The sequence below is a fragment of the Elusimicrobiota bacterium genome (assembly GCA_016218575.1).
Taxonomy (GTDB): Bacteria; Elusimicrobiota; Elusimicrobia; order UBA1565; family UBA9628; genus JACRDN01.
In genome coordinates, this window is the sequence record JACRDN010000021.1 from 1 (window position 1) to 14,218 (window position 14,218).

17 protein-coding genes and 1 tRNA gene are annotated in these 14,218 nt (G+C 60.4%); 16 read left to right on the forward strand and 2 right to left on the reverse strand.

The window, feature by feature from the left end; translation table 11 throughout:
* Positions 1 to 179: 179 nt before the first annotated feature.
* The 15 genes from HY921_11900 (at position 180) to HY921_11970 (ending at position 12,319) form a co-directional block, all read left to right on the forward strand.
* Positions 180 to 251 (forward strand) — tRNA-Met (locus HY921_11900).
* A 171-nt stretch (positions 252 to 422) separates the two neighbouring features.
* Positions 423 to 602 carry a hypothetical protein gene (locus HY921_11905; protein MBI5631572.1) on the forward strand — a complete coding sequence of 60 codons (180 nt, stop codon included), beginning with the start codon at positions 423 to 425 and terminating at the stop codon, positions 600 to 602.
* A gap of 21 nt (positions 603 to 623) precedes the next feature.
* Positions 624 to 1,637: an SAM-dependent methyltransferase gene (locus HY921_11910; protein ID MBI5631573.1), complete on the forward strand. Its 1,014-nt coding sequence runs from the start codon at positions 624 to 626 to the stop codon at positions 1,635 to 1,637.
* Positions 1,634 to 1,990, forward strand: a complete 357-nt coding sequence (locus HY921_11915) for an NADH-quinone oxidoreductase subunit A (protein MBI5631574.1) — start codon at positions 1,634 to 1,636, stop codon at positions 1,988 to 1,990. Before HY921_11910 ends, HY921_11915 begins: the two co-directional genes overlap by 4 nt.
* A 33-nt stretch (positions 1,991 to 2,023) precedes the next feature.
* Positions 2,024 to 2,566 carry an NADH-quinone oxidoreductase subunit B gene (locus tag HY921_11920; protein MBI5631575.1) on the forward strand — a complete coding sequence of 181 codons (543 nt, stop codon included), beginning with the start codon at positions 2,024 to 2,026 and terminating at the stop codon, positions 2,564 to 2,566.
* Complete coding sequence (locus HY921_11925; protein ID MBI5631576.1) at positions 2,563 to 3,135, forward strand: NADH-quinone oxidoreductase subunit C; 573 nt, start codon at positions 2,563 to 2,565, stop codon at positions 3,133 to 3,135. Before HY921_11920 ends, HY921_11925 begins: the two co-directional genes overlap by 4 nt.
* Positions 3,125 to 4,249, forward strand: a complete 1,125-nt coding sequence (locus HY921_11930) for an NADH-quinone oxidoreductase subunit D (protein ID MBI5631577.1) — start codon at positions 3,125 to 3,127, stop codon at positions 4,247 to 4,249. Before HY921_11925 ends, HY921_11930 begins: the two co-directional genes overlap by 11 nt.
* A 1-nt stretch (position 4,250) precedes the next feature.
* Complete coding sequence (gene nuoH, locus HY921_11935; GenBank protein ID MBI5631578.1) at positions 4,251 to 5,576, forward strand: NADH-quinone oxidoreductase subunit NuoH; 1,326 nt, start codon at positions 4,251 to 4,253, stop codon at positions 5,574 to 5,576.
* Positions 5,573 to 6,091, forward strand: a complete 519-nt coding sequence (locus tag HY921_11940) for an NADH-quinone oxidoreductase subunit I (GenBank protein ID MBI5631579.1) — start codon at positions 5,573 to 5,575, stop codon at positions 6,089 to 6,091. Before nuoH ends, HY921_11940 begins: the two co-directional genes overlap by 4 nt.
* 2 nt (positions 6,092 to 6,093) lie before the next feature.
* Entirely contained in the window at positions 6,094 to 6,606 is a 513-nt protein-coding gene (locus HY921_11945) for an NADH-quinone oxidoreductase subunit J (protein MBI5631580.1), read from the forward strand.
* Positions 6,603 to 6,908 carry an NADH-quinone oxidoreductase subunit NuoK gene (nuoK, locus tag HY921_11950; protein MBI5631581.1) on the forward strand — a complete coding sequence of 102 codons (306 nt, stop codon included), beginning with the start codon at positions 6,603 to 6,605 and terminating at the stop codon, positions 6,906 to 6,908. Before HY921_11945 ends, nuoK begins: the two co-directional genes overlap by 4 nt.
* Positions 6,909 to 6,911: 3 nt before the next feature.
* The gene (gene nuoL, locus HY921_11955) at positions 6,912 to 8,888 is read left to right on the forward strand and encodes an NADH-quinone oxidoreductase subunit L (protein MBI5631582.1); all 1,977 of its coding nucleotides are present in this window, start codon (positions 6,912 to 6,914) and stop codon (positions 8,886 to 8,888) included.
* A 30-nt stretch (positions 8,889 to 8,918) separates the two neighbouring features.
* Positions 8,919 to 10,379 carry an NADH-quinone oxidoreductase subunit M gene (locus HY921_11960; protein ID MBI5631583.1) on the forward strand — a complete coding sequence of 487 codons (1,461 nt, stop codon included), beginning with the start codon at positions 8,919 to 8,921 and terminating at the stop codon, positions 10,377 to 10,379.
* Positions 10,380 to 10,385: 6 nt separating this feature from the next.
* On the forward strand, positions 10,386 to 11,816 hold the full coding sequence (locus HY921_11965) for an NADH-quinone oxidoreductase subunit N (GenBank protein MBI5631584.1): 1,431 nt from the start codon (positions 10,386 to 10,388) through the stop codon (positions 11,814 to 11,816).
* Positions 11,813 to 12,319, forward strand: a complete 507-nt coding sequence (locus HY921_11970; protein MBI5631585.1) for a hypothetical protein — start codon at positions 11,813 to 11,815, stop codon at positions 12,317 to 12,319. The genes HY921_11965 and HY921_11970 overlap by 4 nt, the downstream gene beginning before the upstream one ends.
* Here HY921_11970 and HY921_11975 read toward each other — a convergent pair.
* Positions 12,313 to 12,840 carry a hypothetical protein gene (locus HY921_11975; GenBank protein ID MBI5631586.1) on the reverse strand — a complete coding sequence of 176 codons (528 nt, stop codon included), beginning with the start codon at positions 12,838 to 12,840 and terminating at the stop codon, positions 12,313 to 12,315. The two genes, HY921_11970 and HY921_11975, sit on opposite strands and share 7 nt — an antisense overlap.
* Complete coding sequence (locus HY921_11980; GenBank protein MBI5631587.1) at positions 12,825 to 13,553, reverse strand: hypothetical protein; 729 nt, start codon at positions 13,551 to 13,553, stop codon at positions 12,825 to 12,827. Before HY921_11980 ends, HY921_11975 begins: the two co-directional genes overlap by 16 nt.
* A 71-nt stretch (positions 13,554 to 13,624) precedes the next feature.
* On the opposite strand from HY921_11980, the gene HY921_11985 reads away from it, so the two are divergent.
* On the forward strand, positions 13,625 to 14,188 hold the full coding sequence (locus HY921_11985; GenBank protein ID MBI5631588.1) for a hypothetical protein: 564 nt from the start codon (positions 13,625 to 13,627) through the stop codon (positions 14,186 to 14,188).
* Positions 14,189 to 14,218 lie beyond the last annotated feature (30 nt).

The following is a 14,218-nucleotide window of genomic DNA, read 5'->3' on the forward strand; positions in this document are numbered from 1 at the left end:
CATTTCCCTGGGTGACCACCTCTTTGCTATTCTTCATTTGAGCGTAACCTCCTTGGTGGGCCAGTTCAAGCTGGCCTCTTTTGATTTCCTCAACCAAAGGTTACGCTTTTTGCTTTTTCTCCATCAAACGGGACGCGGCCCTCTGGTCTACCGCCCGTTTTTGCTATAATTCAAATCTCGGCGCCGTAGCTCAGAGGTAGAGCGGACGTTTCATAAGCGTTAGGTCGGAGGTTCGAGTCCTCCCGGCGCCAGGTTTTTGCTTTTGTAGGACTCGAACCGATATTAGGCAAGGCTGAGCGCGGCCGTTGCAGCGCGCGGAAGCGCGCTGCGCTCGGGCCGAGTCCTCCCGGCGCCAAGTTTGACGCTTTAGTTGCAAAAAGTTATAGTAGAAGCGGTTCTTATCGCGCATCCAAGGGGGATTCATGGCCGAAACTTTCGTGGTGGTGAGCAAAATTAAGAAAATGGTCAAAGAGGCCGGTTTTCGGACCGGCGGGGACTACATAGACGGGCTTTCCAGCAAGATCAACTCCATCGTGCAGGCCTCCATCGAGAAAGTGAAGGCGGACGGAAAGAAGAAGACCCTCGGCCTGGAAGACCTTTAGACAAGAAAAAACATTTCGCTGATGCAGACGTTCAGGGACTACATGGAGGCCGCGCTTTATGATCCGGAGCGCGGCTATTACGAGCGCCGAATCCCCAGGCAGGATTTCTATACCGCTCCCGAGTTGCACCCCGCTTTCGCGGGGGTGCTGAGCCAGGAGCTTGTCCGTAGACTTGTCTCCTTAAAAGAGGATGGAGTCCCGGGGCCTTACTCTTTGGTGGAGATGGGCTCAAGCAGTGTATCTCTCTCGAGAGATATCCTGAAAAATCTCAAGGAAAGGCACCCCAACCTCGCGCCCCAGTTGCGCTACATCCTAGTAGAGCGCGCAAGGGAGAAACTCCTGGAGAGCGTCTTGGCGCTTTCAGCCTCCCACGAGCATATACTGGGTTACAGCAGGCTCGAGGACATCCTGCCCTGCAGCGGGGTATTCTTCTCCAATGAGCTCGTGGACGCCTTCCCGGTCCATCTCCTCGAGAAGCGGGAGGGGGAAATTCACGAGGTCTACGTGGAAGCCAATGGCAGCACCGCCCTTGCCGGCCTATCAAGCCCCGAGCTCAAGGCCCACGCTCAAAGCATGACGGACAATTTGCAGGAGGGGGAGCGTCACGCCGTCAACCTCGAGGCCCATCGCTGGCTCAAGACCGTCTCGGCCAAACTCAAGGCCGGCTATCTTCTGACCATCGACTACGGAAAGCGCTTCACCGGCACCCCGAACCCCCCGCGCGCCTTCTTCAGGCATCACACCGACGCCAAAGTGGCCGAGCGCCCCGGGGAAAAGGACATCACGGCCTCCGTGGACTTCGAGGCCTTGATCCTGGAGGGGGGCAAGCTCGGGCTCGAGCTCGAGTGCTACTCCACCTTGGGCCGCTTCCTGGTGGAGGGAGGCATCGAGCGTTGGCTCCCGGATTCCTTGGAAGAGTCAGCCTCTTCCTCGCAATATAAATCCCGGGCAAAGATCAAGACCCTGCTCCATCCCGAGGGAATGGGGGAGGTCTTCAAGGTCCTGGTCCAGAAAAAGCGGGAGCTCGCGCCATGATGAGCGCCTACGCCGCGGTGTACGTTTTCGTGCTCTTGGCCGTGGCCTTCGCCGCGGCGACCTTGATCGCTGCCAAGCTCCTGCGCCCGAGTGTGAGCTACGCGCGAAAGACCAGCACCTACGAGTGCGGCATGGAGGCCGTGGGCACCACCGAGGCCAGGCTCAACATCCGCTTTTACCTGTTCGCCCTCCTCTTCGTCATATTCGATGTCGAGACCCTCTACGTCTACCCTTGGGCCGTGACCGCCAAGGAGATCGGCCCTCTGGCCATAGCGGAGATGGCGGTGTTTTTAGCCATACTCTTCCTGGGCCTGGGCTACGCCTGGGCCAAAGGGGCCCTTGTCTGGGAGTGACCCGTGGGCATCATCATTGAGAAATTGCCGGGAATGACCAAAGGCCTGCCGGGGGGCGAGCTGCTGCTCACCACTGCGGACTACGTCATCGATTTGAGCCGCAAAAGCTCCCTTTGGCCCATGACCTTCGGCCTGGCCTGCTGCGCCATAGAAATGATGGGCTCCTACGCCTCTCGCTTCGACTTCGACCGCTTCGGGGTCATTCCCCGCGCCAGCCCCCGTCAAGCCGACGTCATGATCGTGGCCGGCACCGTGGTCAAGAAAATGGCCGAGCCCATCCTCCAAATCTACCATCAGATGCCGGAGCCGCGCTTCATCATCTCCATGGGCTCCTGCGCCAACTGCGGCGGGCCCTACTACGACTCTTATTCCGTGCTCAAGGGCGTGGACCGCATCGTTCCCGTGGACGTCTACATCGCGGGCTGCCCACCCCGTCCGGAGGCCCTCCAGTTCGCCGTGGTCAAGCTCCAGGAAAAAATAGCCAAAATGAAGCTCTCCCAAGGAGGGGGCGCCTCCCTCCAGCAGGAGAAGGGCAGCCGTGATATAGCCGCTGCTCCCGGCGCAAGCGCTGCATGACGCGGGAAGAGCTGCTCGCCGCCGTCTGCGCTAAGATGCCGAATCTGGAAAGGGCTCAAATCCCTGTGAGGGACTACATCACCCTCCGCCTCAAATCCCCGGAGGAATTGATTCCAACCGTCTCCCTCCTCAAGGAGAGTCTTGGATTCGATTATCTCGAGATGATCACCACCGTGGATTGGCTGGGGCCGGTGAACCCCAAGGGCTACATCGCCAATCCCAATCCCAACGTTTTCCTGCCGGAGGGGGCGGTGCCCCAAAATTTCCCCGGTGCCACTCCCAACGTCGGCTACCGCCCGACCTTCGATATGCTCTGGACCTTGGCCAATCTCAAGGAGAAGGCCTGGGTGTTCCTGCGCCTGGAAATTCCCCGCGACAACCCCGATGTCCCGAGCTTGGCGGGCCTCTTCCAGGCCGCGGATTGGCAGGAGCGCGAGACTTTCGACCTCATGGGAGTCCGATTCGAGGGGCACCCGAACCTCGTCAAGATACTGACCCCCGATTTCATCCAGGGACATCCCCTGCGCAAGGATTACGTCCACGTCAAGGACAAGTACGATGAAGACTGAAGAACGGCCAAAGGAGCTCAAGTCGGACTCCCTTTTCGTCAATCTGGGTCCCCAGCACCCCTCGACCCACGGCGTCCTTCGCGTGGGCCTCACCATCGAGGGGGAGCTCATCACCAAGGCCGTTCCGGACATAGGGTACCTTCACCGCGGGACCGAGAAGTTGGCCGAGGTGCGCGGCTACCATCACTGCGTGGTGCTCACCGACCGCTGGGACTATGTCTCGGCCATGCCCAACAATCTGGTCTTCTGCCTGGCCGCGGAAAAACTCATGGGCCTCAAGATACCGCCGCGGGCCAACTATTTGCGCGTGCTCATGTGCGAGTTGAACAGGATCGCCAGCCACCTCCTATTCTTCGGGACCTACGGCATAGACATCGGCGCCTTCACCCCGTTTCTCTACGCCTTCCGCGAGAGGGAGATGGTGCTCGATCTCTTCGAGATGTGCTGCGGGGCCAGGCTCACCTACAACTACATTCGCTTGGGCGGGGTCATGGCGGACGTCTCCGAGGAGTGGACCGCCAAGACCAAGGAATTTCTAGGGTACTTCAAGCCGCGGCTGGACGAGTACGACACTTTGCTCAGCTTCAATCCTATTTTCCTGGCAAGAACCAAGGAAGTAGGGAAAATCTCGCCCCAGGAAGCCGTCAATTGGGCGCTCTCCGGCCCGAACCTTAGGGGTTCGGGCATACTTTACGACGTGCGCAAATCCGATCCCTACTCCAGCTACGAGGAATTCGATTTCCAGGTGCCGCTGGGCAAGGAGGGCTCCTGCTGGGACCGCTACTTCTGCCGCATCCTGGAAATGCGTGAGTCGCTGCGCATCTGCGAGCAAGCCTTGAAAGCCCTGCCCCCGGGCGAGACCATGGCAACGGGGGTCGCCAAAATCCCCAAACCCGCTCCCGGCGAGGCCTACGCCCACGTGGAGGGCTCGCGCGGAGACCTGGGGATTTACCTGGTGTCGGACGGCCAGGCCAGCCCCTACCGCATACACGTGAGGGCTCCTTCCTTCATGAATCTCGCCATTTTGGAGAAGATACTGGTGGGAAACAAGGTCTCCGATGTCATCGCGATTTTGGGCTCGATAGACATTGTCCTCGGGGAGGTGGACCGCTGAAATGACCGAAGCGACCCCGACGCCTCCGGCCCCCAAGCCATCCCCCGCCCCCGCGGCGGCCAAGCCCGCTCCGGCGCCCAAAATCGCCATGCCCACGCCCGTCTTGAACCATTCCGCCGGCAAACTCTTGACCACGACCCGCTACTGGCCGACCGAGCTTTGGGCCAACCCCTGGGCGAGCCCGAATTACCGACGCGGCGCGCTGATGCTGGCCGCGATCATCGGCGGCGTTCTGCTTACTGGCGCCGCCGTGGGAGAGCTGTCTCGATGGGGAGATAAAATATACGCCCTAATTGGGGCATTCGTCGCTTCCCAGGGTTGGCCCCAGAACACCGCCGAGGGCGCTTGGATTCTTCTTAAAGCCCTGATCGTACTGCACGTCATACTAATCAACGGCCTTTGGGCCATCTGGTGGGAGCGAAAGATCTCGGCCCACATCCAATCCCGGGTGGGCCCGACCTACTCCGGAGGCTTCCACGGCTGGGCCCAAACCATTTTCGATGGGATCAAGCTCTTACTAAAGGAAGACATCACCCCGGACGCCGCCGACAAGTGGGTGCACGCCCTGGCCCCGGGCATCGTGGTAGCACCAGTGGTCGTGGCCTTCGCCCCGGTTTCCTTCGGCACGCAGCTCTCTGCCGCCAACATCGACATCGGAGTCCTCTACGTCTTCGCTTTCGCGGGCATTTCTGTGATCGGCATCGTGATGGCGGGCTGGGCGTCGGGAAACAAGTATTCCCTGCTCGGAGGCCTGCGGGCGGCGGCCCAGATCGTGAGCTACGAGCTGCCGCGCGCCTTCTCCGTGGTTCCGGTGCTGATGTTGGCGGGCTCGCTCAACCTGGAGGCCATCGCCCTCGCTCAGGCCGGCTACTGGCACGGGCTCGTGCCCCGCTGGTTCCTGTTCTATCCCGTGGTCGGGCAGATCGCTTTCCTCATATTCCTTATCGCATCCGTGGCCGAGACCAACCGTACGCCCTTCGACATTCCCGAGGCCGAGTCGGAGCTCGTCTCGGGATTTCACACCGAATACTCGGGGATGAAATGGTCCATTTTCTTCCTGGCCGAGTATGGCTACGTGCTCCTGGCATCCTTCCTTTTGGCGACCTTCTTCCTGGGGGGAGGAGCACCTCCCCTTGCCCAGCTCGGCTTCATCCCGAGCTGGATCTGGATGCTGGCCAAGGCCCTGCTCATGATGTTCATCTTCCTATGGACACGATGGACCTTCCCGCGCTTGAGGGCCGATCAATTGATGGATTTCAATTGGAAATTCCTCCTGCCTTGGTCCTTCGCCAACATCGCCCTGGCCGGAGCCTATCTGCTGCTATGATCGGCTACTTCAAGGATGTCTTCAGCGGGGCCTGGGCCATAACCCAGGGGCTTCTCGTGACTCTGCGCTACCTGTTCAAGCCCTCCGTCACCGTGCATTATCCCGATGAGAAGCTCGTGCCCTTCGAGAAGTTCCGCGGAGTGCTCCTATTCGATCCCGAGACCTGCATCTCCTGCAACCTCTGCGTCAAGGCCTGTCCCTCCAACTGCATCGCCCTCGAGAACGCGACCAACCCGGAGACCAAGAAGAAGATCGCCAAGGTCGATTGGTATTCCATCGACTTCGGCAAATGCAATTTCTGCCGCCTGTGCGAGGAATCCTGCCCCACGAAGCCGAAATCCGTCTGGCACGCCTTGGACTACGAGCTCGTCTTCAATAAGCGCGACGAGATGGTGCGCTGTTGGAAGGCGGGATTCCCCATCATCGGAAAATACTTCGACAGGAAGGAAAAAGCCTTCAAGGACCCCGAGGGCCAAGTCCCCATCCACAGCGTGCCGCCGCGACACCTAGGATAGCCATGATAGAGCAACTTGTTTTCTACTCCCTCGCCGCCGTCGCCGTCCTTTCGGCTCTGGGAGTCGTGACGATGAAAAACAGCGTGCACTCGGCCCTGATGCTGGGGCTTGCGCTCGCCGCCGTGGCGGGGGTGTTCGCGCTCCTGGGCGCTGACTTCCTCTTCGCCGGACAGGTCCTGATCTACGTCAGCGGCATCGCGGTCCTCATCATGTTCGTGGTCATGCTTTTGGGGCGGACCTACGACCTGCACTTAAGGCAAGTCAACAACCAGTGGCTGGCGGGCCTCCTCATTTGCGGCATCACTTTCTCCGGACTTTGGCGCGTCATCGGGCTTTTTTCCGAGAGCCGCGCCCACAGCGCCCCAGTCCCCGGGACCAGGCTTTTGGGAAGGCTCCTAATGAGCGACTACGCTCTGCCTTTCGAACTGATCTCCCTCATCCTGATGGCATCACTGCTCGGGGCGGTCTACTTCTCCCGAAGCGAACGTTCCCAGAGCAGCTCCACCAACCCATGAGCCTAGCCCATTACCTTTTCCTCGGATCGCTCCTATTCCTCATCGGCGTCTTCGGGGCGCTCACCAGGCGGAATATCCTGGGGATACTCATGTCCATCGAGCTCATGTTCAACGCCGCCAACATCAACCTCGCCGCCTTCAACCGCTTCCTCCACCCGCAGGGAGTGGTCGGCCAGGCCCTGGCCCTCTTCATCATCACCATCGCGGCCGCCGAGCTCGTGGCGGGTCTGGCCTTGGTCCTGGCCATTTACCGAAACACCGACACCGTCTACGTCGAGGACTTCAACCTCCTCAAAGGATAGCCAATGCTCGAGCACGTCTATTTAATCCCTCTTATTCCTCTTCTGGCCGCGCCCATCATCCTGTTCTTCGGCAAGGAGGGGCCTCATTCCAAGATGCCCTACCTCGGCCTCGGCGCCATGGGCTTCTGCCTGGCCCAGTCCATCGGCATATTCGCCCAGGTCCTCGCCGGATCCCGCCATCTGCCCTACCAGGCCAATTGGAATTGGTTCGCCATGCCCGCGGACATGGGAGGAAAGGCCTTCTCCTACGACATGCCGATCGGCGTCCTCATCGATGGGCCGGCGGCCGTAATGCTCGTGGTGGTGACCTTGGTGAGCTTCCTCGTCCAACTCTACTCCCTGGGCTACATGCACGGCGATCCGCGCTTCAAGCGCTATTACGCGTTCCTCTCCTTCTTCACCGCCTCCATGCTGGGCCTCGTCGTCTCGAGCAACCTCCTGGTCACTTTCTCCTGCTGGGAGCTGGTGGGCGTCTCCTCCTACCTCCTGATCGGCTTCTGGTTCGAGAAGCCCGCCCCGGCCTACGCCTCGAAAAAAGCTTTCATCACGACCAAGCTCGGAGACATGGGGCTCTACCTAGCCCTCCTTTTCATCTTCGTGAGAGTGGGCTCCTTCCAAATCACCCAAATCCAGGAATTCGTCTCGCGCGGCTACATGGACTCGACAGCCGCCACCTTGATCGGCCTGGGGCTTCTCTGCGGGGCCGTGGGCAAATCCGCGCAATGGCCGCTATTCATCTGGCTTCCCGACGCCATGGAGGGTCCGACCCCGGTTTCCGCCCTCATCCACGCCGCGACCATGGTCGCGGCCGGCATTTACCTCGTGGCCAAGTGCTATTTCATTTACGCGGCGAGCCCCGTCGCCATGGAGGCCGCGGCGTGGGTGGGGCTCACGACCGCGTTCCTCGCCGCCACCATGGCGCTAGTCGCCTACGACATCAAGAGGGTGCTCGCCTTCTCGACCGTCTCTCAACTGGGATTCATGATGTGCGCCTTGGGCTGCGGCGGCTACACGGCGGGACTCTTCCACCTCACCACCCACGCTTTCTTCAAGGCCCTCCTTTTCCTCGGGGCGGGCTCCGTCATCCACTCGGTGCATACCAACGACATGCGGCAGATGGGGGGACTCTCGAAAAAGATGCCGATCACCTTCACGACGATGTTCATCGGTACCTGCGCCATCGCCGGCATCCCCTTCCTGGCCGGGTATTACTCCAAGGACATGATCCTGGAAAAAGTTTTCGAGCACAATCGCTTCATGTTCGGGGTTCTGGCATTCACCGCCGCGCTTACGGCTTTCTACATGTTCCGCCTGATCTTCCTGACCTTCCTGGGAACCGAGCGCGACCACGAGAAGCACCACCACGCCCACGAGTCCCCCTGGGCCATGACTTTCCCGCTCATGCTCCTGGCATTACTCTCCATCGTCTCCGGCTATCTCCTAGAGCGCCACCACATCTTCGCCGATTTGGTCCGTTTCGACATGCCCCATGAGCAAGCCGCGCATGGGGCCGCGCCCGCCGCGAGATTCATCGGGCTGGGGGTCACCGGCCTCGTCTTCTGTGCCATCGCGCTTGCCTGGGCCCTGTACCGGGACCCGGAGTTCAAGGCCGCGGAGGCCCTCAAGCAGCGCTTCCTCCTGGTTTTCAACCTCCTGGAGCAGCGCTACGGCTTCGACGCCCTTTTCTTGAGACTGGTGGCCCTCTCCGACAAGATCGCGGCACTCGCATTTTGGTTTGACTCCAAGGTGCTCGACCAGTTCTTCATCGACGGATGGGGACTGCTCGCACGAATCCTCTCTGAGATCAGCCATTTCTTCGACGCGGTTTTTATAGACCGCACCGTGGACGGCTTCGGGGGCTTAAGCGCGGACCTCGGAGCGGGCCTGCGCTCCTTGTCGAGCCGCGGCCAGGTCCAGGAATATTTGATGTACATCGCCGTGGCCGTGAGCCTTTTTGCCACCATGATCATATCCCGATGAAGGGGTGCGATTGACTATCGAGGAGCTTATATGAATCTACTGAGCCTGATCACTTTCATTCCGTTGCTGGGCGCGCTGTTCATCCTTTTCACCCCGAAGGAGAAGGAGAGACTCATCCAAACGACAGCATTAGCCGCGGCGGGAGCGTCCCTCGCCCTGTCAATCATCCTCTATTTCCTATTCGACCGGACCACGCCGCAGATGCAGTTCATGGAGCGGCTGCAGTGGATCCCGTCCCTCGGCATCAACTACGCCATGGGCGTTGACGGCCTTTCCTTCCCGCTCCTGCTTCTCACCACCTTCATGACATTCCTGGCCTTGGTGGGCTCGCTTGGGATCAAGGAGAGGATCAAGGAATACTTCTTCTGGTTCCTGGTCCTGGAGGTGGGGATGATCGGGGTCTTCGAGGCCTTGGATCTCGTCCTCTTCTACGTTTTCTGGGAGCTCACCTTGGTGCCGATGTACTTTCTCATCGGCATTTGGGGGGGGCCCAAGAAAGAGTTCGCGGCCATCAAATTCTTCCTATACACCTTGGCCGGCTCGGTGTTCATGCTCTTGGCCATATTGGCCATCTACTTCAACACCAACCCGCACACCTTCGACATGCTCGCCCTCATGAAGGCCAACGCCCTGTGGAGCCAGAGGTTCCAGATCCTGGTATTCATCGGCTTCTACCTGGGATTCGCCATCAAAGTCCCGGCCTTCCCTTTCCACACCTGGCTGCCCTTGGCCCACGTGGAGGCGCCCACGGCCGTGAGCGTGGTCCTGGCGGCCGTGCTCCTTAAAATGGGGGTTTACGGCCTCTTGCGGGTGTCCTACGCCATGCTCCCCCTGGGTTTTCAATGGTTCCTGCCCATTCTCATCGTGATCGCGGCCATAAACATCGTTTACGGCGCCCTCTGCGCCATGGCTCAGACCGACATGAAGAAGATGGTGGCCTACTCCTCGGTCAACCACATGGGCTACTGCCTTTTGGCCATCGCCGGGGTGACTGCCACCGGATTTTCCGGAGCCGTGCTCCAGATGATCAACCACGGCATCATCACTGGCTCGCTCTTCCTTTTGGTGGGGGTGATCTACGACCGCGCCCACACCCGCGACATCTCGGCCTTCGGGGGCCTCGCCGTGCGCGTCCCGGTGTTCGCGGGCCTGATGTTCCTGGCTTGCTTTGCCTCCCTAGGGCTGCCGGGCCTGGCGGGCTTTGTCAGCGAATTTCTCTGCTTTCTCGGAGCCTTCGAGCGCTGGAAGGTCTACACCGCGGTCTCGGTGCTGGGAATACTGGCCACCGCGGCCTTCTTCCTGCGCATGATGGAGAAGGTCTTCCTCGGCCCCTTCAATCAGAAGTGGGCGGGGCTTGAGGACATGAGCGCGCGGGAGCTGACCTCCATCCTGCCCTTGACCGCTCTGACCATCGTCCTGGGGGTCTGGCCGCGCTGGGCGCTCGACATCATGGACACGACCTTGATCCACATGGCCAATCTTTTCCGCTGAGGCCCCATGTTCAACCTGCATCTCATCTATCCGGAAATCCTCCTGAGCCTCATGGCTTTAGGACTGCTGATCGCGGAGCTCTTCGTGGCTCCCAAACATGGACGGCTGATGTATCATCTCGCCTGGCTGGTGTCCATCATTGCCCTCTGCGTGGTGGGATTTACCCTGTCCGACGCCTCCCATGCCCAGGGGATGGGAACGCTGTGGACGGTGGACCCCTTCAGCCAATTCTTCAAGATCATGATCCTCCTCATCACCGTGTTCTGCATTCTGATGGGGCTGGAGTACGAGGCCTTGCCGCCCCAGCACTCGGGAACCTTCGTCTGCCTCCTCCTTCTGGCCAGCTCGGGCCTCATGTTCCTGGTCTCCTCCGTGGATCTCCTCCTTACCTTCATCGCGCTCGAACTCGTCTCCATCTCCTCCTTCATACTGGCAGGCTTCGAGCGCCGCAATCCCAAATCCAACGAGGGGGCCATGAAATATTTCCTTTTCGGAGCCTTCTCCTCGGCCGTGATGGCCTACGGCATCTCCCTCTTCTACGGCGCGACGGGGGGCACGAAGCTCATTGGCCTGGCTCAAACCAACGGGCCGGTTTTCATTCTCTCCATGCTCCTGATACTCCTTGGTTTCGGCTTCAAGGCCTCCATCGCTCCCATGCATTTCTGGGTTCCGGACGCCTACGAGGGGGCCCCGACTCCGGTCACGACCTACCTGTCCCTGGCCCCCAAGATCGCGACCTTGGGGGCGATGCTCCGCCTCTTCAGCGTGCTCCTTCCCATATCGGTCCTAGATCTTACCGTGCTCTTTTCGATACTGGCGGGGCTCACCATGATCGTGGGAAATTTTACCGCCTTCTTCCAGGAAAACGTCAAAAGGATGCTCGCCTACTCCTCGGTGGCCCAAGCCGGCTACATCCTGATCGGCATCGTCTCTGGAAACACCTTGGGGTTGGAAGGGGTGCTTCTCTACTCCTTCATTTATATCGCCATGAACCTGGGCGCCTTCGCCGTGACCCAGGCCGTGGCTCAAACAAGCCCCGAGCCCGGCCACGACCCCTATGGCCTTCAAGCCTTCAACGGCCTCTCCCGGCGCTCATTCGGCTTGGCCTTGGCCATGACATTCTTCCTTCTCTCCCTTTCCGGGATCCCCCCGATGGCGGGGTTTATCGGCAAGTTCTACATCTTTTCCTCCGCGGTCGAGACCGGGCATTACGGCCTGGCGGCCCTGGGTCTTGTCAACAGCGTGGTCTCCGTCTACTACTACATGCGCATCGCCTACCACATGTTTTTCGTGCCCTCAACCAACTCGACGCCCGTCTCGGTCGGCCCCTACCTCTACGGAAGCTTGGCCGTGGCCATAGCCGGAGTGCTCTTGTTTGGAATCTACCCGGAGCCCCTGATCGCCTCGGTGCAGGCCTCAGCGCATTATCTGCCATGAACAACAAGACAGCCTTCTTCGCAATCATGATTCTTTCTGTTGGAGCTCTTCACGCCGCCGCGGCCGCTCCCTCGCCGGCGCTCGACCAGTTGGCCCTGGAGGCCGGGCGAGACCCCGGAGCGCTCACCGGGGCGGAAGGCCTCAAGGCCTCGGCCGGAACGGGTTTCACCGGAGGCGACCCGGCGCCGGCAGCAGCGCTAGCCTCGGAGCGCGCCGACGCCTGGGAGTTGGACATCCTAGGGGAAGGGGGGAGGAGCCCGGCTCCGAATTTGCGGGCGAACATCCCTCCTGTCGGTCAAGGGAAAAAAGCGGAGAAAGACAAGAAAAAATCCAGCCGAGCCAAGGAGGGCATCATCCCCTCCATGTACATCTACGGCGCCTTGGGGCTTGGGGCGCTCGCCACCGCCGCGGCCATATTCTTCTTTCCGCCGCTGTTATTCCTGGGGGGAGTCGGCGTCGGCATCGGCGGGCTTCTCTGGTACATCAACAGCAAGTTTCAGTAATAGCGGCTTGAAAAGCGCCGCACCCGAAACGCCGCCCAAAGTGCCAGCACTCCGCTCCAGCGCCATATCATGCCGCTCTGAAAATATGGGCTTGCTCCTTTCCTGAGGGCAAGCCCGGCTGTAAATAGCAGGACCCCGCAGAAAACCCACAATAGACGCGCAGTTTCGCGATCTGGCTGCGAGTTCCCTGTCCCCAGCCAGATCGTCGCGAACATGGATGATATTCCCAGCGCTATTAGGACGCCGGTTTCCAATGATAAGTCCCGCGCACCCACGATGGGAAAGCATGAAGCTCCGGCTAAAACCCCGCAGAGGATGAGCGCCGTCAATTGGGCCTTAAAGCCCTCGCCCCCGCGCCCCAGCCTCAAGAACACGCCGCTCCAAGAGAATGCCGCGGCGCCGATCCAATCCGATGAAGAGAATCCCAGGAAATGCCTTCCAAAGAATAGGAAGAAGAGGGCGAAAAATATGGCGTAGGTGGCGGTCGTGATTCTTAGGGGCTGCGCTACAGCTTCCGGCATACCAGGAGCTGAAGGTAGGGGGCGTTGGTGCCCGCCACGGAGCCCGCGTTATTGTTGGTGGCCGTGATCCCTGTCGAAGCATTGTCGGTAACCTGAACATAGCCATTGGGTCCTGGAAAAGCCGCGCCTCTATTCTGCCAGGGCACGATGGTGTTATAAGCTCCCCCGTTGGCAAGATTGGCGCCCCAACCACCATGGCTGTGCTGCTGGTCGGTGATGGGATGCCAATGCCGCCCCGCCGCGCGATTTTCCAGATTCGAGAGGGCCGTTCCGGCGGTTCCGGAAAGGGCGCCTCCGGCGGGAAGCCCCACCAGGTAGCGCCCCCGAGCCGCGACCATGGGGGCCCAACCGCTGGGGCAGGAGGCCAGATCGAAGAACATCACGGCCCCCGTTGGGAGCAAGGCCTGCCAACTGGCCAGGCCGGCGGCGTCCGAGGTCAGGACCTTGCCGCTGCCCTGGCTGCCGTCCACGATCTTGACATCGCCGCGCACCTCAAGCTTCGCTCCGGGAGCGACGGTGCCGATGCCCACCGAGCCGGCGTCTCTGGCGAGATAAGCGTCGGCCGTGGTTATCATCTTGACGTAGACGCCCGACGGGGCCGGGTAATACGTCATCAAGGTCACGGACTCCGAGCCAAGGTCCTCGGCGGATGCCCCAAGAATAAAGCACGCTAAAACCGCCGCCGCAGGATGGAAAGAAGACCCTGTTTTCATGCTCTCCTCGAAGTATAGGCCCCGCTTCAGCTCTTGTCAATGCGGCGATTGCGATCTATACTACGACGAATATGCCCCATGTCCTTCTCCCGATCGTTCTCGCCCTGGCCGCTTTCGGCCACGCCCAGACCAGGACTCTTTTCGACGATAAAATCGCGGGAAAGGCCTTCGACTCGGCCCCCGAGGTTCCGCCTCGGCTATTCGCGGGAAGCTGGCAGCTGGAGGCGGAGGTCGAGGCGATCATGGAACCCAACGGCCCCCAGACTTTCGTGGACCCGGGCGGCCTCAAGGACAAGTCGGGGCGTTCGCGCAGACTCGTCTTGAAAGCCGACGAAACGGGCTCCTTATGGGTCAACATCAATAAAAGCACGCTCTCGGACGACGGCTACCGCATCGCGGTCCGGGTCCTGGGGCCCAAGCCCGAATACATCCCCGTCCGCGACCGCGACCCCCGCACGCTTACCTTGCTCCTGCACTTCTCCGATTCGTGGGCTTACGGCGGCTACGGCTACGACAGGTACTGCGAGTGCCGCCTGCCCCGCCCCGGTCGAATGATCTGCAAGGTAAGGCTCGGCCATGACCCCGACTACAAGCAGCTCTTCTATTGGAGCCTGCGCAAGATCGCTTTCAATTAGCTCGTCCAAAAAAATGCTAGACTCGGCGGG

Coding starts and splice junctions, on each gene's coding strand:
- HY921_11905 (MBI5631572.1), top strand. CDS start 423: ATGGCCGAAACTTTCGTGGTGGTGAGCAAAATTAAGAAAATGGTCAAA.
- HY921_11910 (MBI5631573.1), top strand. CDS start 624: ATGCAGACGTTCAGGGACTACATGGAGGCCGCGCTTTATGATCCGGAG.
- HY921_11915 (MBI5631574.1), top strand. CDS start 1,634: ATGATGAGCGCCTACGCCGCGGTGTACGTTTTCGTGCTCTTGGCCGTG.
- HY921_11920 (MBI5631575.1), top strand. CDS start 2,024: ATGACCAAAGGCCTGCCGGGGGGCGAGCTGCTGCTCACCACTGCGGAC.
- HY921_11925 (MBI5631576.1), top strand. CDS start 2,563: ATGACGCGGGAAGAGCTGCTCGCCGCCGTCTGCGCTAAGATGCCGAAT.
- HY921_11930 (MBI5631577.1), top strand. CDS start 3,125: ATGAAGACTGAAGAACGGCCAAAGGAGCTCAAGTCGGACTCCCTTTTC.
- nuoH (MBI5631578.1), top strand. CDS start 4,251: ATGACCGAAGCGACCCCGACGCCTCCGGCCCCCAAGCCATCCCCCGCC.
- HY921_11940 (MBI5631579.1), top strand. CDS start 5,573: ATGATCGGCTACTTCAAGGATGTCTTCAGCGGGGCCTGGGCCATAACC.
- HY921_11945 (MBI5631580.1), top strand. CDS start 6,094: ATGATAGAGCAACTTGTTTTCTACTCCCTCGCCGCCGTCGCCGTCCTT.
- nuoK (MBI5631581.1), top strand. CDS start 6,603: ATGAGCCTAGCCCATTACCTTTTCCTCGGATCGCTCCTATTCCTCATC.
- nuoL (MBI5631582.1), top strand. CDS start 6,912: ATGCTCGAGCACGTCTATTTAATCCCTCTTATTCCTCTTCTGGCCGCG.
- HY921_11960 (MBI5631583.1), top strand. CDS start 8,919: ATGAATCTACTGAGCCTGATCACTTTCATTCCGTTGCTGGGCGCGCTG.
- HY921_11965 (MBI5631584.1), top strand. CDS start 10,386: ATGTTCAACCTGCATCTCATCTATCCGGAAATCCTCCTGAGCCTCATG.
- HY921_11970 (MBI5631585.1), top strand. CDS start 11,813: ATGAACAACAAGACAGCCTTCTTCGCAATCATGATTCTTTCTGTTGGA.
- HY921_11975 (MBI5631586.1), bottom strand. CDS start 12,840: ATGCCGGAAGCTGTAGCGCAGCCCCTAAGAATCACGACCGCCACCTAC.
- HY921_11980 (MBI5631587.1), bottom strand. CDS start 13,553: ATGAAAACAGGGTCTTCTTTCCATCCTGCGGCGGCGGTTTTAGCGTGC.
- HY921_11985 (MBI5631588.1), top strand. CDS start 13,625: ATGCCCCATGTCCTTCTCCCGATCGTTCTCGCCCTGGCCGCTTTCGGC.